Origin of the sequence: Parerythrobacter lacustris (genome assembly GCF_024626475.1) — a bacterium.
GTDB lineage: Bacteria > Pseudomonadota > Alphaproteobacteria > Sphingomonadales > Sphingomonadaceae > Parerythrobacter_A > Parerythrobacter_A lacustris.
Genome location: NZ_JANKHH010000003.1, coordinates 466676 through 491260 on the forward strand (window position 1 = coordinate 466676; position 24585 = coordinate 491260).

The following is a 24585-nucleotide window of genomic DNA, read 5'->3' on the forward strand; positions in this document are numbered from 1 at the left end:
CCCTTGCTAGCGCGAAGCGTCCCTGCCACAACCGGGTGAACGGGACCTTCGATGCACGGCTTTGCCAATCCAAAACGTTTCTTGTCGATTGCCAACTGGCTGACGCCGCTCCTCTTCGTGAGCGGCATCGTCTTGTCGGCGGTTGCGCTGTGGTGGGGCCTGTTCAACGTGCCCCCCGACCGGCTGATGGGCGACACGGTGCGCATCCTGTTCATCCATGTGCCCGCCGCATGGCTCGGCATGGGCGGCTGGACCGCGATCGCAATCTCGAGCCTGGTGTTCCTCGTCTGGCGCCATCCGCTGGCCAGCCTCGCCGCGCGTGCGGCGGCGGTGCCGGGTGCAGTGTTTACGGCCGTCTGCCTCGCCACCGGATCGATCTGGGGGCGGCCCACCTGGGGCACTTGGTGGGTGTGGGACGGGCGACTGACCAGCATGCTGGTGCTGCTGTTCCTCTATTTCGGCTATATCGCGCTCGCCCAGTCGGTTGCGCGCGAAGGCGGGTCGAGCCGCATCCCGGCGATCTTCGGGCTCGTCGGCGCGGTCAACATTCCGATCATCAACCGTTCGGTGGTGTGGTGGAACTCGCTCCATCAGCCGCCCAGCATCACCATGGGCAAGAGCGCGATCGATCCCGCCTTCCTCGTGCCGCTGGCGATTGCGGTGCTAGGCTTCTCGCTGTTGTTCGGCGGGATCGTGCTGGCGCGGATGCGCGCGCTGCTGGCCGATATCCAGGCCGATGCACGCCTGCGGCGCAAGGCGATGGGGGATGAAGCTCTTGCGTGAAAATCTCGACCAGTGGGATTTCGTGATCGCCGCCTATGCCGTAGGGCTGGTCGCCATCGTCGCGGTCACGCTGTGGGCGTGGATCGACATGCGTCGGGCAGAGCGACGACGTGACGATGCGAAAGCAAGGTAGCGGAGCGCCATGAAAGCCAAACACCAGCGTCTGGTCCTTATTGTCATCGCGCTCGTTGCATTGATCGGCGCAAGCCTGCTCGCGGTCTATGCCCTGCGCAATCAGGCGAGTTTCTTCTACGTTCCCAAACAGATGGTCGAAAGCCCGCCCGATGTCGGCCAGGCGGTGCGGCTCGGCGGGATGGTTCAGGCAGGCACGCTCAAGACCCTGCCCGACGGGGTGACGGTCGAATTCATCGTCGGCGACGGCGAGCAGACGGTGCCGGTGCGGTTCGCAGGAATCCTGCCCGATCTCTTCGTCGAAGGCTCAGGGGTGGTGGCGGAAGGCCGGCTGAGTGCCGACGGGACCTTCGTGGCCGACAACCTTCTGGCCAAGCATGACGAGAACTACGTTCCGCGTGAGCTGGAAGAAATGACCGAACACCAGCGCAAACAGGTGGTTGCCGAGACCATCGAAGGCACAGCGGCAAAGGCACCCGGCGCACCATGATTGCAGAGATCGGTCTTGCCGCCCTGTGGCTCGCGGCTGCGCTTGCGGTGCTGCAACTCGTTGGCGGCGTTCTCGCGGTGCGTGGGCAGGGTGAGCTTGCGTCGGTCGTCCGTACCTCCGCAATTGCGCAGGGGGTCTTGGCGGGCCTCTCCTTCGTGGCTTTGCTGTGGCTGTTCATTGCCACCGACCTTTCGGTCAAGCTGGTCGCGGCCAATTCGCATTCGGCCAAGCCGCTGATCTTCAAGCTCTCGGGAGCTTGGGGCAATCACGAAGGCTCGATGCTGTTGTGGGTCACCGTGATGGCGCTGGCAGGCGGATTGATCGCGCTGGTCGAACGTCGGCTGGCCGAGAAAACCCTGCTGGCGACACTTGCAGCACAAGGCTTCGTCGCAATCGGGTTCTATGCCTTCATCCTGATGAGTTCGAACCCGTTCGAGCGGCTGCCCATTCCTGCGGTCGAAGGAAACGGCCTCAACCCGCTCTTGCAGGACATCGGCTTGGCGTTCCACCCGCCGACGCTCTATTTCGGCTATGTCGGCCTTTCGGTCGCTTTCAGCTTTGCGGTGGGTGCGCTGGTGACAAAGAGTGTCACCCCCGATTTCGCGCGCGCGATGCGGCCCTGGGTGCTCGGGGCGTGGGTTTTCCTTACGCTCGGCATCACCGCAGGCAGTTACTGGGCCTATTACGAGCTCGGCTGGGGGGGCTGGTGGTTCTGGGACCCGGTTGAAAACGCCTCGCTGATGCCGTGGCTGGCTGCGACCGCCCTGCTTCATTCGGTCAGCGTGCTCGCCGCGCGCGATGCCTTGCGGACCTGGACCATCATGCTCGGGGTGATCGCCTTTTCGATGTCGATGCTCGGCACTTTCCTCGTCCGTTCGGGGATCCTGACCAGCGTCCATGCCTTTGCGGTGGACCCCGAACGCGGGAGTTTCATCCTGGTCCTGCTGTCGCTTTACATCGGCGGTGCTCTGGCGCTGTTCGCTCTGCGCGCGAATAGCATTTCCGAGGGCGAGCGGTTCAAGCTGACCAGCCGCGAAGGCGCGCTGGTGTTCAACAATGTCATGCTCAGCGCGATTCTGGGGATCGTGCTGCTCGGCACGCTCTATCCCTTGGCGACCGAGGCGTTCGATGTCAGGGTTTCGGTCGGGCCGCCTTACTTCAATCCGGTCGGGGCGATCTTCACCCTGCCGATGTTGCTGGTGATGGCGGTGGGGCCACTGCTGCGCTGGCGGCAGGACAATCTGACGCGCATCCGGTTGCCCTTGGTCGGCGTCGCCGTGGTGATGCTGGCGACGCTTGCCGTGGTCGTGCTGCTGGGGGCCTATTCGCTGCTCGCCGATCTCGGCCTTGCGATTGCGGCCGGGCTCGCGATTGCCGCTTTCCTGCCTTTGCGCGGGCGCAACCTGCTGCGGGTTCCGCTGGCCACCTGGGGCATGGTGGTGGCGCACTTCGGCATCGCTGTCGCGCTGTTCGGGATGGCGAGCGAATCGGCGTTCTCGGAAGAAAAGCTCGCAGCGGTCAGCATTGGCGATACCACGCAGGTCGGGCCATGGGATGTGAAGCTGGAAGGCGTCGTGCCGGTCGCCGGCCCCAACTGGACCGCGATCGAAGGGCATGTGATCGCCCGCTACGATGGCGGGAAGGAAGTTGTTCTCGACCCTCAGTCGCGCAATTTCTGGGCCCCGCCGCAGGAAACGAACGAAAGCCAGCTGGCGACCCGCTGGAATGGGCAGCTCTATGCGGTGATCGGCAACCAGGCGGAAGATGGCCGGTGGCAGTTGCGGTTGTGGTGGAAGCCGTTCGTCACCTTCATCTGGTACGGCGGGATGCTGGTCGCCTTGGGCGGGCTCTTGTCGCTGATCGGTCGTTTGGCAACAGACCTGAAGCGTCGCCGGGCGCTGCGGCGGCGCGAGCTGCGCAGCGGGGAGGCGGTAGCATGAGCCGCTGGCGGTTGTTTGTCCCACTGGGAATCTTCTCGCTGTTCGTGGGTCTTGCCGCCTACCAGCTAAGCCAACCGAAGGACGAGTTCGTCGAAAGCGCGATGGTGGGCGAGCAGCTGCCGCAGTTCGACCTGCGCCCTGCATTTGCCTCGCTGCCGGGTGCCGCGACCGCCGACTTCACCGACGGCAATCCGAAATTGCTCAACATCTGGGCGAGCTGGTGCATACCGTGCATCTCCGAGGCGCCGCAGCTCGAACGGTTGCAGGCGAGCGGGGTGGAAATCGTCGGGATTGCGATCCGCGACCGGCCCGAAGATGTTGCGCGGTTCCTTGCCAGTTACGGCAATCCCTACGTCCGTATCGGGGCGGACGACCTGTCCGAAGTCCAGCTCGAGATCGGTTCATCCGGCGTGCCCGAAACCTTCGTGATCGATGGCGAGGGGAAGATCACCTACCAGCATATCGGCGATATCCGCCCTGGCGACGTGCCGGTGCTGCTCGACAAACTGCGGGAGGCGGGGGAATGAAGTGTCTCATTGCCGCCCTCCTCAGCATCCTGGCTTTGACCGCCACGGCTCATGCCCAGGACAGCATGCCGCCCGCACCCTATGCCTACCAACAGCTCGACGATCCTGGGCAGGAAGAGCAGGCGCAGGCGCTGATGGAGACGCTGCGTTGCCTCAAGTGCCAGAGCCAGTCGATCGCCGATAGCGATGCGCCTATGGCGGGCGACATGCGGCACCAGGTCCGCAGCCGCATTGCCGCCGGCGAGGAGCCCGAGGCGATCCGCGCATGGCTGATCGATCGTTATGGCGATTATGTCAGCTACGATCCCAAGATCAGCGAGACGACCTGGCCGCTGTTCGCTATCCCCTTGATCCTGGCGCTGGTCGCCGGGTTGCTGCTGTGGCGACGCATTGGTCGCAAAAAGGGTGCCGCCACATGACCTGGGTCCCTATCCTCGCGCTGGCGGCGATTGTCTTCCTCGTCGCGGCCTTCGTGCTCAAATTGCCGCGCAGCGGGTGGACGCTGTTCGGTGCGGCGTTGATGTTCGGGCTGACGGGTTACGCGCTGCAAGGCTCGCCCGATCTGCCCGCCGCGCCCAAGGACCGCGTGCCGGAGGCGAACGAGAGCAATTTCGCGATGATCGAGGCGCGTCGCGACCTATTCGGCAAGGATCGGCAACCGGCCAACCTGGTGGTGACGGCCGATGCCTTCTCCCGCTCCGGCCGTTTCTCGGATGCGGCCAAGCTCCTGCGCGGCGCGGTCGAACGCAATCCGAAGGATGCCGAGGCGTGGGTTGCGCTGGGCAATGCGCTGGTCGAGCATGCCGACGGCAATCCGACCCCGGCGGCAATGTTCGCCTATTCGCGCGCCGACCAGGCGGCACCGGGTCATCCTGCGGCGGCCTATTTTTACGGCGTTTCGATGCTCAACGCCAATCAGCCGCAGCAAACCCGCGCGATCTGGGCGGAGATCCTCGAGAATGCGCCCGAGGATGCGCCCTGGCGCGAGAATATGCAGGGCCAGCTTGACCGGCTCGACGAGATGCTCGCGCAAGGGGCGATGTGACACCGCGCAACGCCCTGTTGCAGCATACCGGGCGCGGTGCTAGTGGCCGCCACCTTTCGGGCGGCAATCGGGCCGCTTCGGGCGCAGAATAGCGGGGCCAGCGGTGCGATGAGCGACGCGTCTTCCCAATCCATCGAACCTACAGAAGGTGAGGGCCCCGGTCACGGCCACGGGCGCGCGGCTTCGAAGACAGCGCTGGCAATCGGCGCGGTGGGCGTCGTGTTCGGCGATATCGGCACCAGCCCGCTCTACGCGTTCCGCGAAACTTTCCTCGGCGAGCACAGTCTCGCAATCGACAAGCTGCATATCTACGGCGTGGTCAGCCTGATCTTCTGGTCGATGACGCTGATCGTCTCGATCCAGTATGTCAGCATCCTGATGCGCGCGGATAACAAGGGGCAGGGGGGCACACTGGCGCTGGTCGCCATGCTCACGCGTCATATCGGCGGTTCGAAATACGGCTGGATAACCGTGCTGCTCGGCGTATTCGCCACCGCGCTTTTCTACGGCGACAGCATGATCACCCCGGCGATTTCGGTCCTCTCGGCGGTGGAAGGCCTCACTGTGGTCAACGCCGGACTCGAACCGCTGGTCATCCCGATCGCGCTGGTCCTGCTCGTCTTCCTGTTCCTGATCCAGAAGCGCGGCACGGCAACCGTGGGCAAGCTTTTCGCGCCGGTGATGATCGTCTATTTCGTGACCATCGCAGTGCTCGGCACGATCCATATCGCGCAGAACCCCTATATCCTGCAGGCGCTGAACCCGTGGTACGCGGTGCAGTTCTTCATCACCGACGGGTGGATCGCCTTCCTCGCGCTGGGTTCGGTCGTCCTCGCGGTGACCGGGGCGGAGGCGCTCTATTCCGATATGGGACATTTCGGGCGCGGCCCGATGCGGCTGTCGTGGTTCGGCTTCGTCATGCCGTGCCTGCTGCTCAACTATTTCGGGCAGGGCGCGATGATCGCCGCGCTCGACCCGGCCGAAACCGCTGCCGTCATGCAGAGTCCGTTCTACAATATGGCACCGGTCGCGTTGCAGCTGCCGCTGGTGATCCTCGCGACCTGTGCGACCTTCATCGCCAGTCAGGCGGTGATTTCGGGGGCGTTCTCGATCACCCATCAGGCGATACAGCTGGGCTTCATTCCGCGCCTGTCGACCCAGCACACCAGCGCGTCCGAGAGCGGCCAGATCTATATCCCCTTCGTCAACTACGCGCTGATGATCTCGGTGATCCTGCTGGTGCTCGGCTTCGGTTCCTCGTCCAACCTGGCCTCGGCCTATGGCATCGCGGTTACCGGCGCGATGTTCATCGACACGCTGCTGATGGGCGTGCTGCTGGTGGCGGTGTGGAAGTGGCGCTGGTGGTATGCCTTGCCGGTGTTCCTGCTCTTCGTGCTCGTCGACGGGGCCTATTTCGCCGCCAACCTGCCCAAGGTGCCCTCGGGCGGCTGGTTCCCGCTGGTCGTCGGGGTGATCGCCTTCACATTGCTCACCACCTGGGCGCGCGGGCGCAAGCTGATGCGCGACCGGATGACCGAAGTCGCGCTGCCGATCGAGGTCTTCGCCAAATCGGCCAAGAACAGCGCGGTGCGGGTGCCGGGCACCGCGATCTTTATGGCTTCGGCGACCGGCGGCGTGCCTTCGGCATTGCTGCACAACATCAAGCACAACAAGGTGCTGCACGAACGGGTGGTGATCCTGACCGTGCAAATTGCCGATGTGCCCAGTGTGCCCGAAAGCGAGCGGTGCGAAATCCACGATCTGGGCGACGGCTTCTTCCGCGCCATCCTGCATTATGGCTTCATGCAGGAAACCGATGTTCCCGAAGGCCTGAAGCAGATGGAACGCTGCGGCGGCAAGTTCGACATGATGCAGACCAGCTTCTTCCTCAGCCGCCAGACTCTGCTGCCGAGCGACAAGCCGGGCATGCCGATCTGGCGCGAGAAGATCTTCGCCTGGATGCTGCGCAATTCGGCCACCGCGATGGAGTTCTTCCGCCTGCCGACCAACCGGGTGGTCGAACTGGGGAGTCAGGTGCGGATTTGAGCCTGTTGCGTGCCTCGCTCGCGCTTGTGGCGATCCTGACGGTCGCAGGCTGCAATGAGCGTGAAGAGCCGGCTCTGCAGGCCGTGGATCCGGCGGAGCTGGAGTTGACCGGCGATTGGCGCGATTACTTCGGGGTCATGTCCGATGCGCTGGAGGTGGACACCGCACAGGGCGAGCGCGTGTTCCAGTGCGCGAAGGCGGTCGACGCGGAGAAGCTGCTCGCACCGCTATGGCCGATCTGGGAGCGCCAGCACGCCAGCCTGCCGAAGCCGTTGCCGCCCGAATTCGACGCCTATTATCACGTCACCCAGCCGATGTACGATGCGATCCTCTCGCAGGAGTGCGAACCGTTCGAGGGAAAGCTCAGCGCGACCGGCGTTCTCGCCACTTCCGCTGCGCGCGAGCCCGACCGGTACCGCAATGCCGAGCGCTGGATCGCCTTCACCGCCATGGGCTTCGACGAGACCTACTTCGTAAAGCAGAACGTCACCGTCGACTGAGCGTGCGTTGCGGGTTCGACGGTCCTTCGAGACGCTCAGACTGCGTCTTCGCTCCTCAGGATGAGCGGAGAATTGAGCATCGCGCAGTCCGCCCCCCAATCCCGCTCATCCTGAGGAGCGAGGTCCTGAGCTTGTCGAAGTGCCGAGCGTCTCGAAGGACCGCCTCACCCCGTCGGCGGTTCTTCCTTCAGCACCTCGTCCTTCTCTTCGATCGCCAGCCCGTGCTTCAGCAGCATCGGGATCTGCGAGAAGGTGAACAGGAAAGTGAGCGGCATGAACACCCAGAACTTGGCCCACAGCCAGGTCTCGAAGCTACCGTTCTCGACATTGTAGAGATAGCGCAGGGCCTCGTTCAACCCGGCGAGGAACAGGAAGAAAAATCCCCAGTTGCGCGACAGCTTGAGCCAGCCTTTATCGCTCAGCCCCTCGAATGCGGCCTCGAGCAGGACGCGCAGCAGTGCCTTTCGCTTCCAGAAGTAGGCGACCAGCAACACCACACCGAAGGCGAGATAGATAATCGTCGGCTTGAGCTGGACGAACACCGGATCGCCGAAGAAGATAGTCAGGCTGCCGAAACCGACGATCAGCGCGGTGGAGAACCACAGCATCGGCGAGACCTTGCCCAGCCGCCATTTTGAAACCACCAGCGCGACAACGGCTGCGACGATGAAGGCGAAGGTGCCCTTGATCACCGCGGCGATCTCGGCGATCGCCTCGGATTCCTCGGGCGCAAAGTATTTGTAAGCCGCGAGGAACACCAGCAACGGGCCATAGTCGACCGCGACGTTGAGCCAGCCGGAGCCCTGCTTGTTCGGTTTCGCTTGGTCGGCCACTCTTATGCAACTCCCGCAATCACCCGTGCGACCAGATCGGGGTCGAACGGGCGCAAATCGTCGATCTTCTCGCCCACGCCGATCGCGTGGATTGGCAGGCCGTATTGCTCGGCGGCCGCAACCAGTATCCCGCCGCGAGCGGTACCATCGAGCTTGGTCATGATAAGTCCGGTGACACCGGCGACTTCCTTGAACACGTCGATCTGGGCGAGCGCGTTCTGACCGTTGGTCGCGTCGAGCACCAGCACTACGTCATGCGGGGCCTCGGGGTTGAGTCGGCCGAGAACTTTGCGGATCTTGGCCAGCTCGTCCATCAGCTCGCGCTTGTTCTGCAACCGGCCGGCAGTGTCGACCACCAGCGCGTCGATACCTTGTTCGGTCGCGGCCTTGACTGCGTCGAACACGATGCTCGCGGGATCGCCGCCTTCGGGGCCGCGTACGATCGGCACGTCGATTCGCCCGGCCCAGGTCGCGAGCTGGCCGATCGCGGCAGCGCGGAAAGTGTCGCCCGCTGCCAGCATCACGCCATAGTCGTCTTCCTTGAACCAGTGCGCCAGTTTGGCGATGGTTGTGGTCTTGCCGCTGCCGTTGACCCCGATCACGAGGATGACCTGCGGGCGCGGGAAGGCAGTGATCTCGATTGGTTTCGCCACCGGGCGGAGGATTTCGGCGATCTCTTCCGCCACCGCTTCCTTGAGCTCTCGCTCGGTGATGCTTAGGCCGAAGCGCTTCTCCGTTAGCTTGGCGCGGATGCGCGCAGCGGCTGACGGGCCGAGGTCGGACATGATCAGCGCGTCCTCGACCGTGTCGAGCGTCGCATTGTCGAGCTTTGCCGTCCCGACCACCCCGGTGATCGGCGCGGCAAGGTTTTCCGACAATCGCTCGGAAGTCTTGCGGAAGCCGCCGAACAAGCGATCTTTCCAGCTTGTCTCGCTCATATCAGGAGGCCTTCCTCGACGGTCTGCGGCGTGATGGCGACGATGCTGCCCGCTGGGGTGCCCTCGGGCAAGGCGACGCGGGCGAAGTTCGGGGCATAGCCCGTTCCGTCGCGCTCGGCGAGGACGCCCATCGACCGGCCAAGCATTCCGTCGAGCCAGCTTGCGCGCTGGATTGCCACATCGGCGCGCAATTCAGCGGCGCGGCGCTTGACAGCTTCGCGCGCCACCTGCGGCATGCGCGCTGCGGGCGTGTCGGGTCGCGGCGAATAGGGGAAGATATGCCCGTGGACGATATCGAGCGCGGCTATGATCGCGCGGTTCTCCGCATGCATCGCCTCGTCTTCGGTCGGGAAGCCCGCGATCAGATCGGCGCCGATGGCGATGTCTGGCCGGCGCGCCTTCAGCCGTTCGACCAGCGCGATGGCGTCCGCCCGGCTGTGGCGACGCTTCATGCGCTTGAGGATCAGGTCGTTCCCATGCTGCAACGAGAGATGCAGGTGCGGCATCACGCGCGGCTCCTGCGCGAAAAGCTCCTCAAGCAGCGGATCGATCTCGATCCCGTCGAGCGAGGACATGCGCAGGCGCGGCAGTTGCGGGAAGGCCTCGAGGATGGCGAGGACCATGCTGCCGAGCGCGGGCCGGCCGGGAAGGTCATGCCCCCAGCTGGTGACATCCACTCCGGTCAGCACGACCTCGGGTGCGCCTTGTTCCACATGCCTCTCCACCTCGCGCAGCACTTCGGCAACGCTCAGCGAGCGGCTCGGCCCGCGTCCTTGCGGGATGACGCAGAAGGTGCAGCTGTGGTCGCACCCGTTCTGCACGGTGACGAAGGCGCGGGTGCGCGAGGTGGGGCGGAGCGGGGCGCGTTCGGGTACGTTCCACGCGCGCGGGTCGAGCTTCGAGGTGTTGGCGACTAGCCCGTCGACTTCCGGCATGGCGGCGAGTTGTTCGCGCTCGATATCGGCGGCGCAGCCGGTCACCAGAAGGCGCGCATCGGGGTGCGCGCGGCGGGCACGGCGGATCGCTTGCCGGGTCTGGCGGACAGCTTCCCCGGTCACCGCGCAGCTGTTGATCACCACGAGGTTGTCCTCGCCCGCCAGCATGTCGCGGATGCGTTCGCTCTCCGAGATATTGAGCCGGCAACCGAGCGAGATCACTTGCGGCACCGCGACAGGCGCGTTCATCCGAAGTCATCCCATTCGAAGCTGCCGCGAAAGCTCTCCTGCGCGGGGCCGCTCATGGTGATCGTGCCGCCGGGATGCCAGTCGATGGTCAGCGTTCCACCGGGCAGATGGACGGCAACAGGCGAGGTAACGAGCTTGCGTCGGATTGCCGCGACGGCTGTGGCGCAGGCTCCGGTCCCGCAAGCGCGGGTGAGGCCCGCCCCGCGTTCCCACACGCGCAGGCTTATTGCTCCGCTGCTTACGCTGGCGACATTGACGTTCACCCGGTCGGGGAACAGCGGATCGTGCTCGATGAGTGGCCCGAGCCGGTCGAGTTCGACTGTGTGCTCATCATCGACGAAAAACACCACATGCGGGTTGCCGACATTGACCGCATCGGGCGCTTCGAGCGCTTCCCAGCCGACCGGCATGTGCATGGTGTCGAGCGGTTGGTCGAGTGGGATCGCATCCCAGTCGAATCGCGGGGCACCCATATCGACACTCGCTCCACCCTCGCTTGGGGTGAGTGAAATCGTCCCGCTTGCGGTCTCGACCCGCGCCGAAGTGCCATGCAACAGCGCAACCGCGCGCGAGGCGTTGCCGCAGGCCTCGACCTCGCCGCCATCGTGGTTGAAGATGCGCATCCGGAAATCGGCCAAGGAGCCATCGGTCGCAGGTTGGAGCAGGATCAGCTGGTCGCAGCCGATCCCGGTGTTGCGATCCGCCAGCGCCTTGGCCTTGGCCCTGGTCATTTCCGGCAACGCATCGGCACGCGCGTCGAGCACGACGAAATCGTTGCCGAGACCATGCATCTTGATGAAGGGAATGCGCATCTTGTGCCGCATCTATGGACTGGACGGCCCTGCGTCTAGGGGCGCGTCTAGGGGCGCGTCTAGGAGCGCGTCACGCCTGACGCTGCCTGGGCTCTTCGACCGACGCTTCGTCAGCGCCATTACGAGAGTGGGATTCCGCTCGATTGCTGTCCAGCTTGAGCAACCCCAGAGCGCCGAGCCGTTCGCGCACCGCATGGGCCTCCTCCGGTCGCCCGTAAAGATAGCCCTGTCCCTTCATCCGGCCCTTGGCACGCAGGGCCTGAAGAATCTTGTTGTCCTCGATCCCTTCCGCAGTGATCGGCAGGTCCAGCCCGTCACCGAGCGAGATGATCGCATCGATCAGCTTCTCATTGGCGTTTTCTCTGCTGAGTTCGCCGACGAAGCTGCGGTCGATCTTGAGGCGGTCGAACGGGAGAGAGCGAAGCTGGGCAAGGCTCGAATAGCCGGTGCCGAAGTCGTCGAGGCTGATCCGGATGCCCTGGTTCTTGAGGCTCGCCATCATCGAGCGCACCTGGCCGAGGTTCTCGTGCAGACAGCTCTCGGTAATCTCGATCTCGAGCCGCTGCGGCGGGAAATTGTGCGCCACAAGCAGTTTGAGCATCTTTTGTGCAAACCACGGATCACGCAGCTGGATTGGCGAGATGTTGACCGAAAGCGTCAGCTCGGGTGCCCATTCCTTCGCATCTTCGAAGGCCTGCTCGATGATTTGTTCGGAAACCGCACCTATCAGGCCGATTTCCTCGGCAATCGGGATGAATATCTCGGGGCTGACGACGCCATGCTGCTCCGAGCGCCAGCGCGCAAGCATCTCGAAGCCGACTATCATGCCGGTCTCGATATCGATCTGCTGCTCATAGAAGGGCAGAAACTCGCGATTCGCGATGCCAGTGCGGATGCCGGCTTCCATGTCGTGACGGTAGCGCAGCTTGCGTTCCATCTCGGGCTCGAACCAGGCGTGCCGGTTCTTGCCCTGGTTCTTGGCATGATACATCGCGATGTCCGCGCGGTGCAGCAGGCTCTCGCCGAAAGTCTTGCTGGCCGGATCGATCGAACCGAGATTGGCGGTGGTCGCGACCCCGACCGATATCGTCGCTTCGATCGAGAGGCTTCCAATCGGGTAGGGGCGGGAGATGCTGTCGATCAGCCGGTCGGCCAATTGATCCACGCTGTCGGGCGAACGGGTGTCGAACGGCACCACGCAGGCAAACTCGTCACCGCCCAGGCGAGCCAGCAAGCCTCCGTCCGGGAGCAGCGCGCGCATCCGCTCGGCAGTACCCTGCAGCAGAGCGTCGCCGACCTTGTGCCCGTTGAGATCGTTGACCTGTTTGAAATTGTCGATGTCGATCATCAGGAACGCCACGGCATCGTGATTGCCCGAGTGGTTGGCAATCAGCCGGTCGGTTGCTGGAGCTATGCTGCGGCGGTTGAGACACCCGGTCAGCGGATCGGTTTCCGCCAGGCGTTTCGCCAGCTCTTCTGCATGACGACGTTCGTCGATTTCGGCAATCAGTTCGCGGTAGCGGCGCAGCCCGAAGACGATCAGCGCAATGTTGAGCAACAGGGCGTTGACGAGCAGATAGTCCGGTCCGCTTTCGTTATACAGCCAGCTGCGGGCGATCTGCGGAAGGACCGAACCGCCGGTTCCGACAAACATCAGAATCGCGGCAATCACTACCCCGAATCCCACTATATCGCGCTCGATCCGTCGGCGAACGGTGCGCAGGCTATCGGATACTTTCGCTTCGGAATCTGGCATGATGGTCTTGGCCACAGACCGGTCCCCCTGTTGCCCTTCAAGCCCTCCATGGCGAAAGTCGCTGAAGAAGCCGTTAACTTCACACACGGGGCGTGGGGGGTAGCCTTGCGCTGCGCGCAGGGCTATCGGGCCGCCGAGCTGTTCCCCTTGACCGAAAGCAAGAACCGATGCCCCGTTACTGGCTGATGAAATCGGAACCCGATGTCTACGGTTGGGACGATCTTGTGACAGAGGCTGAAGGTACGTGGGACGGAGTGCGCAATTATCGTGCGCGCAACAATCTCGCGGCGATGGCAGTTGGCGATCAGGCCTTCTTCTACCATTCGAACATCGGTCTGGAGATTGTCGGCATTTGCGAGATTTCGGTCGCCGGCATACCCGACCCGACCGACCCGGACGGCAAATGGGCGGCGGTCAAGGTCAAGCCGGTTCGCAAGCTGGCGAGACCGGTGACCCTGAAACAAATCAAGGCCGATCCCGCTCTGGCCGAAATCGAGCTGATCAAGCTGATGCGATTGTCGGTGTGCGAGATTCGCGAAAGCGAGTGGAATCATATCATTGCCATGAGCGAGGCCTGATCGATTGGATGAACCAACAGGCTTAATGTCCCACCGCTAGACGCATCGAATTGGGATGATGCGCGATGGTTAGCGGCAGGTTAACCCCTGCCGGATGAGACGATCGCTGGTTCTTACCGATGAAGCTGCAGGCCACCCGTTCCTGGCCTCGCTGCCCCCGCATATCCGCGCGGGAGCGAAACCCAAAGCTGCGCGCGCGAAGCTGCGCCTCTCGAAGGAAGATTGGCGCGGCTTCCTGACCGCCTACATCGGATGCTTTGTGGCAGTCTCGATCTTCTTTGCCTGATCAGGAGGCCTGGGCACACGCAGCGGCATCGCGCTCCGCGTTGTAAAGCTTGCGTCCCAGCCACGCCGATACCAGGCACATGCCTGCGCTCATCAGCAGTTGTTCGTTGATCCCCACCCCGATCGCGGTGACGCCGATGGCGAGTACCGAGCCCAGCACCATGGCAATCGAATTGACGATGTTGTTGGCGGCAACGGTGCGTGCCGCGCGGTCGCTGGGAACGCGGGTGGTCAAAAAGGCGTAGAGCGGTACGACGAAGCAGCCGCCGGCCACCGCAATACCGAGCAGCATCGACAGGAGCGGTATGGCGAGCGGCTGGAGGATGAACTCATCGACTTCAAGCAAGACTCCGCCCTGATCCGCGGTCCACAGGCGTGCGACCAGATAGAACCCGATCACGAAAAAACCCATGATGATCACCGAAGGGGGAGAATAGCGGGCCGACACCTTGCCTTTGAGCAGCGCGTTGATCGCGACCGAACCGATCGCGATGCCGACCGAAAACACCACCAGAAACAGACTCGCTACCTGCGGGCTGGCCGAAAGCTGGTTCTTTGCGAGAGGAGGGAACTGGATGAACAACACCGCGCCGATGGTCCAGAAAAAGCTGATTGCGAGGATCGCGAAATAGACCTCGCGATTGTGCATCGTCTCGCGCACCAGGCGCCACGACATCAGGACCTGATCGCCAATCGCGACCGGCAGCAACGCGCCGTATTTCAACAGCGGATTCTTCGTTTCCTTCCAGAACGGCTCGAGCAGCGGGAGGTGCAATTCCTGATGCCCGATGGGCGGGGCATCAGGTATCTGGCGGCTGACAAGATAGCCGATCACCGCCGTCGCGAGAATTCCGATGATGGCCCATTGCACCGGGATCCAGCCAGCCAGAATCGTTCCGGCAAGAATGGCGATATAGGTCCCGGCCTCGACCAGTCCGGTACCCGACAGGACCTCCTCCTTCTTCAAGTGCTGCGGCAGGATCGCGTATTTGATCGGACCGAGGAACGTCGATTGGACCGCGGCAAGAAACAGGGCGAACAGCATCACCGGAATGGCGACATTGTGGACCATGATGCCCTGCCACGCGAGGTAGAGCCCGACAGCTCCGATACACATTAGCCCGATTTCGCAAATTTTCACTATCCGGATGATGCTGGCCTTATCTCGGGTGTCGGCCAATTGCCCCGCCAAACCGGAAAACAGGCAGAACGGCAGGATGAACACCACCGAGGCGATGCCGCTGAACATCGATTCATCGGCTTCGGAATTGTAGACGCTGTAGACCACGAACAGCACCATCGCGGTCTTGTAGAGATTGTCGTTGAAGGCGTTGAACAGCTGGGTGACGAACAGCGGCAGGAACCGCCTGCGGCGCAACAGATGCGTCGATGTAGTCATGGAGCCCCGTCTGCAGCCTGCGTCGCAATGCGAGGGGTCTAGCGCAATCCGTGCAGGGAACAAGCGAAGAAGGGTGCTTTTGCCGCTCGCAGGCTTGGGCTAGGAGGCGGTCATGCTGTCGCTGCCCAATATCCTGACCTTGTCTCGCATCGTCACCATTCCGCTGCTCGCCGCGCTGCTGTGGTGGCCGGACTGGAAGCTGGGCTATGCACTGGCGTTCGTGCTCTACAGCCTGATGGGGATCACCGACTATTTCGACGGCTATCTCGCCCGGTCGAGCGGCGCGGTCTCGAAGCTCGGCATCTTCCTCGATCCGATCGCCGACAAGATCATGGTGGCGGCTGTCATCCTCGTGCTGACGGCGCAGGGATACCTGCGCGGACCTTATGTGGGGGACCTCCACGTGATCGCCGGGCTGATCATCCTGATGCGCGAAATCGCCGTATCGGGCCTGCGCGAATTCCTCGCCGGGCTGCAGGTCTCGGTGCCGGTCACCCGGCTCGCGAAATGGAAGACGACGCTGCAACTGCTGGCATTGGGCGCGCTGATCTTCGGAGGTGCGGTGCACGGCCCGCCGCCGGAGAGTATCGTCGAGGCGAACCGCATGGTCACCGAACATTGGATCCATCTGGTCGGTCTCGCCAGCCTGTGGGGCGCAGCGATCCTGACCTTGATTACGGGTTGGGACTACCTGCGGGTCGGCCTCAAGCACATGGATTGAGCCCCGACGGGCCGCAAATCAGACCGAGATCGGCAGACCGAAGCGATCGCGTGCATCGTAGCGGTCGAATTCCTCGTTCGGTGTATAGCCGTAGTGCTGGACGACCTTCTGATGCACCGGTGTTGCGAACTTGATCCCGGCGTTCTTCTCGCTCCGCCACACTACCCGGCCGGGAATGATGGTTTTCGGGCCCAGCCGGACCATGATCTCTGTACCCGTGTCGAGCTCAGCGTTGTCGGACTCGATCATGCAGCCCCCGCATGACAGATTGTAAAGGCGAACGATGCCTTTCTGCCTGCGGACCTTGCATTCGATCTCCTGATCGGTGTCGAAACGATTGTACGAACGCATGGATGCGACCCCCGTTTTTCTTCAAACGGATTGATGTTTAGGCTCAAGTTTACCAAGAAATAGTGAATCAGGCCGCGCCCTACCGGTGTCAGCCAGCACGCAACTCCTCCGCCAGAAGCTCGAATTCCTCACCACGCGGCGAGTTCTTGCGCCAGATCAGTGCGATCTCGCGCTGGGCATTGGCGGATTTGAGCGGGCGGGCCACCACGCTGGTTCCATTGAGGATTCCCGCATCGAGCGCCATTTCGGGCAGCATGGTCAGGCCGAGGCCGTTGTCGACCAGTTGCACCAGCGTGTGCAGGCTGGTGCCGATCATCGTGGCGCTGGCGCGCAGTTCGGGCCGGTTGCACGCGGCCAGCGAATGGTCGCGCAGGCAGTGACCGTCTTCGAGCAGTAGGAGCCTGCCCTCATCGATCATGTTGGGCGGGATGACCGCAGGCGGATCGCGCGGGTCGTTCTTGGGGAATGCGACGAACAGCCGGTCGTCGGCAATATGCGCCACCTCGACCTCACCAGTCGCGAACGGCAGGGCCAGCAACACGCAATCGACGCGGCCGTGGTGAAGCGATTCTACCGCATCGTTGCTGGTTTCCTCGCGCAGGAAAAGCTTCAGGCTGGGCCGTTCCCGGCGCAGCCGCGGCAGTATCCGCGGCAGCATGAAGGGCGCGATCGTCGGGATGACGCTCATCCGCAGTTCGCCCGACAAGGGCTTGCCGCTCGCCTGGACAAGCTCGCTCAGCTCCTCCGCCTCGCGCAACAGCCGGTGCGCCTTGGCCACCACCTGCTCCCCCAGCGGGGTGAAGCGGACCACCCGCTTGCTCCGCTCGACCAGCGTTACGCCAAGCAAGGTCTCCAGCTCGCGAATTCCAGCCGACAGCGTCGACTGCGACACGAAGCTCGCCTCCGCCGCACGCCCGAAATGGCCGTGCTCATGCAGCGCGACGAGATACTGCAGCTGCTTGATGGTGGGGAGGTAAGTGCTCACGTGGTCGGGACTACTCCGCCGCTTCCGCTTCGATCACGCCGGTCGGCACATCGTCGACGTGGGTCATCGTCAGCTTGCCCTTCTTTACCGCGAACGCCAGTTTGCCCTCGACTAGGTCCAGCGCGTCGCGGCCAAAGATTTCGTAGCGCCAGCCTTGCAGCACGGCCAAGTCGCGCAAGCCGGCGGCGAGGGCTTCCATCTCGTCCGAGCGGGTCAGCAGGCGGCTGGCAACGTCGATTTCGCGCGCGCGGATCTTGAGCAGAAGCTTCAGCAAGTCGGCTACCAGCGCACCTTCCTTGCCCAGCGGCGCGCCGCGGCTGGTCTTTTCGGGCATCTCCGACTTGTCGAGCGGCTCGGCCTTTTCAAGTACCTTCATCAGCCGTTTGCCGATGTCGTTGTCCTTCCACGCCGTCGACAGCCCGCGCACCTTGATCAGGTCGGCCTGCTTCTTCGGCGGGTGGCTGGCGATGTCGGCCAGTGTTTCGTCGCGCATGATGCGACCGCGCGGGATATCCTTGTGCTGCGCCTCGCTCTCGCGCCATGCGGCGAGCGCTTTCAGCCGTCCGAGCACCTGCGGATTGCGCCCGGCCTGGCGGATGCGCAGCCACGCCTTGTCGGGATCGGTGCGGTAATTCTCCGGATCGGCAAGCTTTTCCATCTCGGCATCGAGCCAGCCGCCGCGCCCGGTCTTGATCAGCTTCTTGAGGATCTTGGGAAAAATCGTCGCCAGATGGGTCACGTCGCCGATGGCGTATTCGATCTGCCGGTCGGTCAGCGGGCGGCGGCCCCAGTCGGTGAAACGTGCGCCCTTGTCGATCGTCAGGCCGAGCCAGCTTTCGACCAGGTTGGCATAGCCGATCTGTTCGGACTGGCTGATTGCCATCATCGCGATCTGGGTGTCGAAGATCGGATGCGGCGTGCGCTGGGTAAAATTGTAGATGATCTCGACATCCTGCCCACCGGCGTGGAAGACCTTGAGCACGTCTTCGTTGTCGGTCAGCAGGTCCCACAGCGGTTTGAGGTCGAGCCCTTCGGCCAGCGGATCGACCGCAGCGGCCTCTTCCTCGTTGCCGATCTGGATCAGGCACAGCTCGGGCCAATAGGTGTTCTCGCGCATGAACTCGGTGTCCACGCAGACGAAATCCGATTGGGCGAGGCGGGTGCAGAGCGCTTCCAGCTCTGCGGTCTTGGTAATCAGGTCGTGTATTTTCATTTCTATCTTCTGTATGCGGGCGGAGTACCGCCTCCCGGGTTCATCCCCAAGGGGCGCATCGGCTTGACAAAACCGGCTGCTTCCCCTGTTAGCGCGCGCGATGCCGAGCCTTCGGTGCGCCGCGCGCGCCCTTAGCGCCATAGCTCCGAAAATGGAAAGATATTAGATGCACGCCTATCGTACCCACAACTGCGCTGCGCTGACCACGGAAAATGTCGGCGATACCGTCCGCCTTTCCGGCTGGGTGCACAACAAGCGCGACCACGGGGGCGTGCTGTTCGTCGACCTGCGCGACCATTACGGCATCACCCAGGTGGTGGCGGACAGCGACAGCGAAGCGCTGCCGGTGCTGGAAAAGCTGAAGCTGGAATCGGTTGTCACCATCGACGGCGCGGTCAAGGCGCGCGATGCGGCGGCGGTGAACCCGAACCTTCCGACCGGTGCGATCGAGGTGTTCGCGCGTTCGGTGACCGTCCTGAGCCGGGCGGAGGAACTGCCGCTGATCGTCAATTCGGCGGAAGACTATCCGGAGGAGATCCGGCTCAAGTACCGCTTTGTCGACTTGCGGCGAGAGCGCCTGCACCGCAACATCTTGCTGCGCAGCCAGGTTATATCCAGCCTGCGCCGCCGGATGCAGGAGCAGGGCTTCACCGAATTCCAGACCCCGATCCTCGGCGCGTCGAGCCCCGAGGGCGCGCGCGACTATCTCGTGCCCAGCCGCCTTCACCCGGGCCGCTTCTATGCGCTGCCGCAAGCGCCGCAGATGTTCAAGCAGCTGCTGATGGTGGCGGGCTTCGACCGCTATTTCCAGATCGCCCCCTGCTTCCGCGACGAAGACCTGCGCGCCGACCGCAGCCCCGAATTCTACCAGCTCGACTTCGAGATGAGCTTCGTCACGCAGGAAGATGTGTTCCAGGCAATCGAGCCGGTGCTGGCGGGCGTGTTCGAGGAATTCTCAGGCGGCAAGAGCGTGACCCCGGCGGGCACTTTCCCGCGCATTCCCTATGCCGAGTCGATGCTCAAATACGGCACCGACAAGCCCGACCTGCGCAATCCGCTGGTGATCAGCGACGTGACCGAACACTTCACGACCAGCGGCTTCGGCCTGTTCGAGAAGATCGTCGGCACCGGCGGCCGCGTGCGCGTGGTTCCCGCTCCAAACACCCACGAAAAGAGCCGCAAATTCTTCGACGACATGAACGACTGGGCGCGCAAGGAAGGCTTCGCCGGGCTCGGCTACGTCACCCGCAAGGGCGGCGAGTTCGGTGGTCCGATCGCCAAGAACCACGGCACCGAAGGCATGGAGAAGCTCTATGCCGAACTGGGTCTGGGCGAGAACGACGGGCTGTTCTTCGCCGCGGGCAAGGAAAAGGACGCGGCCAAACTGGCCGGTGCCGCGCGCACCCGGGTGGCGGAAGAGCTGGGGCTGATCGAGGAAGGCTGTTTCAAGTTCTGCTGGATCGTCGACTTCCCGATGTATGAGTATGACGAGGAAACCAAGAAGGTCGATTTCAGCCACAACCCCTTCTCGATGCCGCAGGGGGAGATGGAGGCGCTCGAAACGCAGGATCCGCTGACGATCAAGGCATGGCAGTACGACATCGTGTGCAACGGCTACGAACTGTCGAGCGGCGCGATCCGGAACCACCGCCCGGACATCATGTACAAGGCGTTCGAGATCGCCGGCTACAGCCAAGCCGACGTCGAGGCGAACTTCGGCGGAATGCTGGAAGCGTTCAAGCTCGGTGCGCCGCCGCACGGTGGCTCCGCACCGGGGATCGACCGGATCGTGATGCTGCTGGCGGACGAGCCGAACATCCGTGAGGTGATTGCTTTCCCGCTGAACCAGAAGGCACAGGACCTGATGATGGGCGCACCGAGCGAAGTCGGGCCGAAGCAGCTGCGCGACGTGCATATCCGCACGGTGGAGCAGCCCCGCGCAAGCTGAGAGGGGCTAACGCCAGCGGCGCTGTCGATAGCGGGCAATGGTTGCCAAGCCTCGTGAAAGGCGCTTAGATGTCGGAAAGATTTACAACGGGTTCGGAATTCGGGTGCATCCACTTCTGATCAACCTTGCGGCAGGAGCTTCACTGGCGAATGCCGCGCCGTTGACCGAGGTGGGGCTGCCGCTGGGCAACGAGGCGGAGCCCTACTCGCCGGTGGTGGCGAAGCTCGTTTCCTCGATCATCGTCTATTCGACTTGGCCGCAGAAGCCGAGCAAGATTGACGTCTGTCTCGTCGGACCGGCGGAATTCGCCGACCGGCTCGTCTCGAAGCGAATCTCGGGTGAAAAGACTCTGTCGGTCAAGAAGGTGTCCATTTCGACGGTCGCAGCAAGCGGCTGCAACGTTGCCTATCTGGGGCGCCTTTCGATGCAGGAGCAAAGAGCGGTCACGGCGGGGCTGAAAGGCCAGCCCGTGCTCGTGATCGCAGAGAACGACCCTGCGTGTCGCAGCAATGCGAGCATCTGCCTGTTGTTCCAGGCCGATTCCCTGTCATTCCGGATGAATCTCGACGCGCTTTCGCGCTCGGGTGTCAGGATCGATCCGCGCGTGCTGCGCATGGGCGAGCAGGACCCGGCATGACGACGGAAAGCACCACAACGGAAGGCGGCGCCACCCTGCGCGCATTACTCGCGAAAGGGCACTTGCGGATGATCCTATTCGCGGTGCTGCTGGCCGCTGCCAGCCTGACCGTGAGCGGAATCGTCATGCTGCGCGGACAAGCGCTCGAGAATGTCCGCCTGATGACCAATGTCATCAGCTATTCGGTCGAACCCGCGTTGTTCTTCGGGGACACCCAGGCTGCCGAGAAAGTCATGTCGCAGACCATCGTTGATCGCACTGTGCGCAAGGTCGAAGTCCTGGATGCGAAAGGAAGAGTCTTCGCCCGCTGGTCGCAGGACGAACAGGCCAGCGGCTGGCTCGACGATGCGGTGTCCTCCATCCTGTGGCCCGAGCCGGAGGTCGCCGCGATCATGGTCGACGGAGAGCGGATCGGGACCGTGAGGGCGATGCCGAGCGCTGCATCGATCCTGTCGCTGGCGTGGTCGGGGCTGATCATCGCGGTATGCGCACTAGGCGTGACCCTGATCGCGACGCGCATTTTCGCGCGCCGCTTGCAGGAAGAGGTCGTCGCGCCGCTCAACCGGATCGCGAGCGTGGCGGACGAGGTGCGGGAGAAGCGCGATTTCTCACTCCGGGTGGCGCCCTATGGCCTCGCAGAGATCGATCGTCTGGCCAGCGGGTTCAACGGCTTGTTCGCCGAACTCAAGCGGTGGCACGAAAGACTCGTCACGGAGAACGCCGAACTGGCCTATCAGGCAAGCCATGACCCGCTGACCGGGCTGGGCAACCGCAATGGTTTTGCCGTGGTGCTCGACAAGGCCATCGAGCGGGCGACGATCACGGGTTCGAAGCTGGCAATCCTCTATCTCGACAGCAACGGTTTCAAGCAGATCAACGACCGGTTCGGTCACTTCGTGGGAGATATGACGCTCTGCTCGATCGCAGATCGTCTGCGCCAGTGCGTGCGCGCGAAGGATGCCGTGTTCCGCCTCGGTGGAGACGAGTTTGCCATCATCCTCGAGGGGATCGCTGGTGACGAAGTCGGGCAGGTGGTGGCGCGGATCGACGATGCGATGCGCGAGCCTTTTGTGCTGGCAATGCAAAATGCAGCCACGCTTTTGCTCAGTGTCGGGCATGCCGTTTTCCCCGACGACGGAACCAACACTGCCACACTGGTCCATCTGGCCGATCAGCGCATGTATGAAGCCAAAGGGAGGATCAATGGTCGCTGAGCAACGCCGCAATTTCGTTCGGATGGCTTTTGCCGTTCCCTTGCTTGTCAGCCTGGCCGCATGCGTCACCATGCCTGAGCGGGTGGGTTTCAGCGCGCGGCAGATCGAGGTGCTCGAGGGGGCCGGGTTCAGGCCCGTCGGTTCCGGCTATGAACTCGGAATCAGCAACCGGGTCTTGTTCGGGTTCGACAGCGCGGGCATCGTCCCCGAGACGGCCACAATGCTGGCGGGGCTTTCCAAGCAGTTGCTGGATGCCGAGATTTATGGAGCGGGCATCGTCGGGCACACCGATGCGGTCGGCGAGGATGAGTATAACGTCCGGCTCTCGCGCTCGCGCGCCGAAGCGGTCCGCGATGCGCTGATTGCCGGGGGAATGGACCTGACGCGGATGCGGGTCGACGGATTGGGCGAATCCGATCCGATCGAATCCAACGATAGCGAAACCGGGCGCACGCAGAACCGCCGCGTCGTCATCATCGTCACGCCGGCAGACGCCCTCCCGGTCGGGCGCTGACGAGTTTCGGCGGCTGTCACGGTTGTTGTCCGGCGATTGAATTCCCGTTCTGTGCACCTATCTCCCCATCGCGCAAAACACGGACTGCCTCTTGCGCAGTGCCCCGCCGTTCATTAGGGCGACAGGGAAAGTTTCAACCCCAGGTTCAAGAGGGAATTTATGAGCGATACCGCCGACCGCGTGCAGAAGATTGTCGTCGAGCATCTTGGCGTCGAAGCCGACAAGGTCACCCAGGAAGCCAGCTTCATCGATGATCTTGGCGCAGACAGCCTCGACATCGTCGAGCTGGTGATGGCTTTCGAGGAAGAGTTCGGCGTGGAAATCCCCGATGACGCAGCCGAGAAGATCGCCACAGTTGGCGATGCGACCAAGTACATCGAAGAGCACAAAGGCTGATTGGCCCGTTCCCGCCGTGCTCGCCTGAGTGCAGGCGGGACCAGACAGGCCCGACCCGGATGCGGGCCGGGCCTGTTGCATTTTGACGGAGAATTGCATGCGCCGCGTCGTCGTTACCGGACTTGGCCTTGTCACCCCGCTGGGCGGTGACGTCGAAACCACGTGGAATAACCTCATCGCCGGCAAGAGCGGGGCAGGGCCGATCACCCGCTTCGATACCGCCGATCACAAGTGCAAGATCGCCTGCGAGGTCAAGCCGGCGGACCATGAATACGGTTTCGATCCGGACAGGCGCGTCGACCACAAGGTCCAGCGTCAGGTCGATCCCTTCATCATCTACGGTATCGATGCGGCAGGTCAGGCGCTGGAAGACGCAGGTCTTGTCGACATGGACGACGATCTCAAGCTGCGCACCGGCTGCTCGATCGGTTCGGGGATCGGCGGACTGCCGGGGATCGAGAGCGAATCGATCGTGCTGCACGAACGCGGTCCGGGCCGGGTTTCGCCGCACTTCGTGCACGGTCGCCTGATCAACCTGATCAGCGGGCAGGTGTCGATCAAATACGGTCTGATGGGTCCGAACCATGCGGTCGTCACCGCCTGTTCCACCGGCGCGCATTCGATCGGCGATGCCGCGCGGATGATCAAGGACGGCGATGCCGATGTGATGCTCGCCGGCGGCGCGGAATCGACCGTCAACCCGCTCGGCGTTGCAGGCTTCGCGCAGGCGCGCGCGCTCAACATGAGTTTCAACGACCGCCCGACCGAGGCGAGCCGCCCCTATGACAAGGGCCGCGACGGCTTCGTCATGGGCGAGGGCGCGGGCGTGGTTGTGCTCGAGGAATACGAGCACGCCAAGGCGCGCGGCGCAAAGATCTACGCCGAGGTGGTCGGCTACGGCCTGTCGGGCGATGCCTATCATGTCACCGCGCCGCACCCCGAAGGCAAGGGCGCCGAACTCTCGATGCGGATGGCGCTGCGCAAGGCGGGCATGGAGCCGTCGGATATCGACTACATCAACGCGCATGGCACCTCGACCATGGCCGACACGATCGAGCTGGGTGCAGCCAAGCGCGTGTTCGGCGATGACCTTGGCGGAGCCTCGATGAGCTCGACCAAATCGGCGATCGGCCATTTGCTGGGCGGTGCAGGCGCGGTGGAATCGATCTTCTGCATCCTCGCGATTCGCGATCAGATCGTGCCGCCGACGCTCAACCTCGACGATCCGGACGAAGGTACGGAGGGTGTCGACCTGGTCCCGCACACCGCCAAGCAGCGCGAGGTGAAGGCGGTGCTGAACAACAGCTTCGGCTTCGGCGGTACCAATGCATCGCTGGTGATGAAGAAGGTCGACTGAT

27 protein-coding genes are annotated in these 24585 nt (G+C 63.3%); 18 read left to right on the forward strand and 9 right to left on the reverse strand.

The window, feature by feature from the left end; genetic code table 11:
• Positions 1–51: 51 nt before the first annotated feature.
• From ccmC to NSO95_RS05725, 9 genes are all read left to right on the forward strand, one after another.
• Positions 52–783, forward strand: coding sequence for a heme ABC transporter permease CcmC (gene ccmC / locus NSO95_RS05685; protein WP_257595196.1), 732 nt, complete (start codon positions 52–54; stop codon positions 781–783).
• Positions 767–916: a heme exporter protein CcmD gene (gene ccmD, locus NSO95_RS05690; protein WP_366518993.1), complete on the forward strand. Its 150-nt coding sequence runs from the start codon at positions 767–769 to the stop codon at positions 914–916. The genes ccmC and ccmD overlap by 17 nt, the downstream gene beginning before the upstream one ends.
• 9 nt (positions 917–925) lie before the next feature.
• Positions 926–1405, forward strand: a complete 480-nt coding sequence (gene ccmE / locus NSO95_RS05695) for a cytochrome c maturation protein CcmE (protein WP_257595197.1) — start codon at positions 926–928, stop codon at positions 1403–1405.
• Entirely contained in the window at positions 1402–3345 is a 1944-nt protein-coding gene (locus NSO95_RS05700) for a heme lyase CcmF/NrfE family subunit (protein ID WP_257595198.1), read from the forward strand. Before ccmE ends, NSO95_RS05700 begins: the two co-directional genes overlap by 4 nt.
• Positions 3342–3872 carry a DsbE family thiol:disulfide interchange protein gene (locus NSO95_RS05705; protein WP_257595199.1) on the forward strand — a complete coding sequence of 177 codons (531 nt, stop codon included), beginning with the start codon at positions 3342–3344 and terminating at the stop codon, positions 3870–3872. The genes NSO95_RS05700 and NSO95_RS05705 overlap by 4 nt, the downstream gene beginning before the upstream one ends.
• A complete protein-coding gene (locus NSO95_RS05710; RefSeq protein WP_257595200.1) occupies positions 3869–4291 on the forward strand; it encodes a cytochrome c-type biogenesis protein in 423 nt (140 codons plus the stop codon). The genes NSO95_RS05705 and NSO95_RS05710 overlap by 4 nt, the downstream gene beginning before the upstream one ends.
• On the forward strand, positions 4288–4917 hold the full coding sequence (locus NSO95_RS05715; RefSeq protein WP_257595201.1) for a tetratricopeptide repeat protein: 630 nt from the start codon (positions 4288–4290) through the stop codon (positions 4915–4917). Before NSO95_RS05710 ends, NSO95_RS05715 begins: the two co-directional genes overlap by 4 nt.
• A gap of 108 nt (positions 4918–5025) precedes the next feature.
• Positions 5026–6963 carry a potassium transporter Kup gene (locus NSO95_RS05720; protein WP_257595369.1) on the forward strand — a complete coding sequence of 646 codons (1938 nt, stop codon included), beginning with the start codon at positions 5026–5028 and terminating at the stop codon, positions 6961–6963.
• On the forward strand, positions 6960–7463 hold the full coding sequence (locus NSO95_RS05725) for a hypothetical protein (RefSeq protein WP_257595202.1): 504 nt from the start codon (positions 6960–6962) through the stop codon (positions 7461–7463). Before NSO95_RS05720 ends, NSO95_RS05725 begins: the two co-directional genes overlap by 4 nt.
• Before the next feature lie 164 nt (positions 7464–7627).
• Here NSO95_RS05725 and NSO95_RS05730 read toward each other — a convergent pair whose 3' ends face one another.
• The 5 genes from NSO95_RS05730 to NSO95_RS05750 all read right to left on the reverse strand — a co-directional run bounded on the left by NSO95_RS05730 (position 7628) and on the right by NSO95_RS05750 (position 13001).
• On the reverse strand, positions 7628–8296 hold the full coding sequence (locus NSO95_RS05730) for an inner membrane-spanning protein YciB (RefSeq protein WP_257595203.1): 669 nt from the start codon (positions 8294–8296) through the stop codon (positions 7628–7630).
• 2 nt (positions 8297–8298) lie between these two features.
• Positions 8299–9234: a signal recognition particle-docking protein FtsY gene (gene ftsY, locus NSO95_RS05735; RefSeq protein WP_257595204.1), complete on the reverse strand. Its 936-nt coding sequence runs from the start codon at positions 9232–9234 to the stop codon at positions 8299–8301.
• Positions 9231–10418 carry a MiaB/RimO family radical SAM methylthiotransferase gene (locus NSO95_RS05740; protein ID WP_257595205.1) on the reverse strand — a complete coding sequence of 396 codons (1188 nt, stop codon included), beginning with the start codon at positions 10416–10418 and terminating at the stop codon, positions 9231–9233. Before NSO95_RS05740 ends, ftsY begins: the two co-directional genes overlap by 4 nt.
• A complete protein-coding gene (gene dapF, locus NSO95_RS05745) occupies positions 10415–11230 on the reverse strand; it encodes a diaminopimelate epimerase (RefSeq protein ID WP_257595370.1) in 816 nt (271 codons plus the stop codon). Before dapF ends, NSO95_RS05740 begins: the two co-directional genes overlap by 4 nt.
• A 70-nt stretch (positions 11231–11300) precedes the next feature.
• Positions 11301–13001 (reverse strand): putative bifunctional diguanylate cyclase/phosphodiesterase, encoded by a 1701-nt coding sequence (locus NSO95_RS05750; RefSeq protein ID WP_257595206.1) that lies wholly within the window; start codon positions 12999–13001, stop codon positions 11301–11303.
• Between the two features lie 152 nt (positions 13002–13153).
• Between NSO95_RS05750 and NSO95_RS05755 the strand changes: the two genes are divergently transcribed.
• Both NSO95_RS05755 and NSO95_RS05760 read left to right on the forward strand, forming a co-directional pair.
• Complete coding sequence (locus NSO95_RS05755; protein WP_257595207.1) at positions 13154–13564, forward strand: EVE domain-containing protein; 411 nt, start codon at positions 13154–13156, stop codon at positions 13562–13564.
• A gap of 94 nt (positions 13565–13658) precedes the next feature.
• Positions 13659–13850, forward strand: a complete 192-nt coding sequence (locus NSO95_RS05760; protein WP_257595208.1) for a hypothetical protein — start codon at positions 13659–13661, stop codon at positions 13848–13850.
• Here the strand turns inward: NSO95_RS05760 and NSO95_RS05765 are convergent, their stop codons facing one another.
• Positions 13851–15248, reverse strand: coding sequence for an MFS transporter (locus NSO95_RS05765; protein ID WP_257595209.1), 1398 nt, complete (start codon positions 15246–15248; stop codon positions 13851–13853).
• A gap of 112 nt (positions 15249–15360) precedes the next feature.
• Between NSO95_RS05765 and pgsA the strand changes: the two genes are divergently transcribed.
• Positions 15361–15969: a CDP-diacylglycerol--glycerol-3-phosphate 3-phosphatidyltransferase gene (pgsA, locus tag NSO95_RS05770; RefSeq protein WP_257595210.1), complete on the forward strand. Its 609-nt coding sequence runs from the start codon at positions 15361–15363 to the stop codon at positions 15967–15969.
• A gap of 18 nt (positions 15970–15987) precedes the next feature.
• On the opposite strand, the gene NSO95_RS05775 is transcribed toward pgsA, so the two are convergent.
• From NSO95_RS05775 to rnd, 3 genes are all read right to left on the reverse strand, one after another.
• Positions 15988–16320 carry a PilZ domain-containing protein gene (locus NSO95_RS05775; RefSeq protein ID WP_257595211.1) on the reverse strand — a complete coding sequence of 111 codons (333 nt, stop codon included), beginning with the start codon at positions 16318–16320 and terminating at the stop codon, positions 15988–15990.
• An 88-nt stretch (positions 16321–16408) separates the two neighbouring features.
• Positions 16409–17305, reverse strand: a complete 897-nt coding sequence (locus NSO95_RS05780; protein WP_257595212.1) for a hydrogen peroxide-inducible genes activator — start codon at positions 17303–17305, stop codon at positions 16409–16411.
• A 10-nt stretch (positions 17306–17315) separates the two neighbouring features.
• Entirely contained in the window at positions 17316–18518 is a 1203-nt protein-coding gene (gene rnd, locus NSO95_RS05785) for a ribonuclease D (protein WP_257595213.1), read from the reverse strand.
• 166 nt (positions 18519–18684) lie between these two features.
• Here rnd and aspS point away from each other — a divergent pair, with 166 nt between their 5' ends.
• From aspS to fabF, 6 genes are all read left to right on the forward strand, one after another.
• Positions 18685–20466, forward strand: a complete 1782-nt coding sequence (aspS, locus tag NSO95_RS05790; RefSeq protein ID WP_257595214.1) for an aspartate--tRNA ligase — start codon at positions 18685–18687, stop codon at positions 20464–20466.
• 169 nt (positions 20467–20635) lie between these two features.
• Entirely contained in the window at positions 20636–21103 is a 468-nt protein-coding gene (gene yfiR / locus NSO95_RS05795; RefSeq protein ID WP_257595371.1) for a regulatory sequestration protein YfiR, read from the forward strand.
• Positions 21100–22317: a diguanylate cyclase DgcN/YfiN gene (gene dgcN, locus NSO95_RS05800; RefSeq protein ID WP_494546239.1), complete on the forward strand. Its 1218-nt coding sequence runs from the start codon at positions 21100–21102 to the stop codon at positions 22315–22317. The genes yfiR and dgcN overlap by 4 nt, the downstream gene beginning before the upstream one ends.
• A gap of 22 nt (positions 22318–22339) precedes the next feature.
• Complete coding sequence (gene yfiB / locus NSO95_RS05805; RefSeq protein ID WP_257595217.1) at positions 22340–22831, forward strand: outer membrane lipoprotein YfiB; 492 nt, start codon at positions 22340–22342, stop codon at positions 22829–22831.
• Positions 22832–22990: 159 nt separating this feature from the next.
• The gene (locus tag NSO95_RS05810) at positions 22991–23227 is read left to right on the forward strand and encodes an acyl carrier protein (RefSeq protein ID WP_057883643.1); all 237 of its coding nucleotides are present in this window, start codon (positions 22991–22993) and stop codon (positions 23225–23227) included.
• Positions 23228–23324: 97 nt separating this feature from the next.
• Positions 23325–24584 carry a beta-ketoacyl-ACP synthase II gene (gene fabF, locus NSO95_RS05815; RefSeq protein WP_257595218.1) on the forward strand — a complete coding sequence of 420 codons (1260 nt, stop codon included), beginning with the start codon at positions 23325–23327 and terminating at the stop codon, positions 24582–24584.
• The last annotated feature ends 1 nt before the right edge of the window (position 24585 follow it).

Bases quoted from the DNA above. Each gene is read 5' to 3' on its own strand.
- NSO95_RS05710 (WP_257595200.1), top strand. From the start codon at position 3,869: ATGAAGTGTCTCATTGCCGCCCTCCTCAGCATCCTGGCTTTGACCGCC.
- yfiB (WP_257595217.1), top strand. From the start codon at position 22,340: ATGGCTTTTGCCGTTCCCTTGCTTGTCAGCCTGGCCGCATGCGTCACC.
- dgcN (WP_494546239.1), top strand. From the start codon at position 21,100: ATGACGACGGAAAGCACCACAACGGAAGGCGGCGCCACCCTGCGCGCA.
- ccmC (WP_257595196.1), top strand. From the start codon at position 52: ATGCACGGCTTTGCCAATCCAAAACGTTTCTTGTCGATTGCCAACTGG.
- NSO95_RS05810 (WP_057883643.1), top strand. From the start codon at position 22,991: ATGAGCGATACCGCCGACCGCGTGCAGAAGATTGTCGTCGAGCATCTT.
- rnd (WP_257595213.1), bottom strand. From the start codon at position 18,518: ATGAAAATACACGACCTGATTACCAAGACCGCAGAGCTGGAAGCGCTC.
- NSO95_RS05720 (WP_257595369.1), top strand. From the start codon at position 5,026: ATGAGCGACGCGTCTTCCCAATCCATCGAACCTACAGAAGGTGAGGGC.
- NSO95_RS05765 (WP_257595209.1), bottom strand. From the start codon at position 15,248: ATGACTACATCGACGCATCTGTTGCGCCGCAGGCGGTTCCTGCCGCTG.
- NSO95_RS05740 (WP_257595205.1), bottom strand. From the start codon at position 10,418: ATGAACGCGCCTGTCGCGGTGCCGCAAGTGATCTCGCTCGGTTGCCGG.
- aspS (WP_257595214.1), top strand. From the start codon at position 18,685: ATGCACGCCTATCGTACCCACAACTGCGCTGCGCTGACCACGGAAAAT.
- pgsA (WP_257595210.1), top strand. From the start codon at position 15,361: ATGCTGTCGCTGCCCAATATCCTGACCTTGTCTCGCATCGTCACCATT.
- NSO95_RS05755 (WP_257595207.1), top strand. From the start codon at position 13,154: ATGCCCCGTTACTGGCTGATGAAATCGGAACCCGATGTCTACGGTTGG.
- ccmE (WP_257595197.1), top strand. From the start codon at position 926: ATGAAAGCCAAACACCAGCGTCTGGTCCTTATTGTCATCGCGCTCGTT.
- NSO95_RS05700 (WP_257595198.1), top strand. From the start codon at position 1,402: ATGATTGCAGAGATCGGTCTTGCCGCCCTGTGGCTCGCGGCTGCGCTT.
- NSO95_RS05775 (WP_257595211.1), bottom strand. From the start codon at position 16,320: ATGCGTTCGTACAATCGTTTCGACACCGATCAGGAGATCGAATGCAAG.
- ftsY (WP_257595204.1), bottom strand. From the start codon at position 9,234: ATGAGCGAGACAAGCTGGAAAGATCGCTTGTTCGGCGGCTTCCGCAAG.
- dapF (WP_257595370.1), bottom strand. From the start codon at position 11,230: ATGCGCATTCCCTTCATCAAGATGCATGGTCTCGGCAACGATTTCGTC.
- NSO95_RS05715 (WP_257595201.1), top strand. From the start codon at position 4,288: ATGACCTGGGTCCCTATCCTCGCGCTGGCGGCGATTGTCTTCCTCGTC.
- ccmD (WP_366518993.1), top strand. From the start codon at position 767: ATGAAGCTCTTGCGTGAAAATCTCGACCAGTGGGATTTCGTGATCGCC.
- NSO95_RS05705 (WP_257595199.1), top strand. From the start codon at position 3,342: ATGAGCCGCTGGCGGTTGTTTGTCCCACTGGGAATCTTCTCGCTGTTC.
- NSO95_RS05760 (WP_257595208.1), top strand. From the start codon at position 13,659: ATGAGACGATCGCTGGTTCTTACCGATGAAGCTGCAGGCCACCCGTTC.
- fabF (WP_257595218.1), top strand. From the start codon at position 23,325: ATGCGCCGCGTCGTCGTTACCGGACTTGGCCTTGTCACCCCGCTGGGC.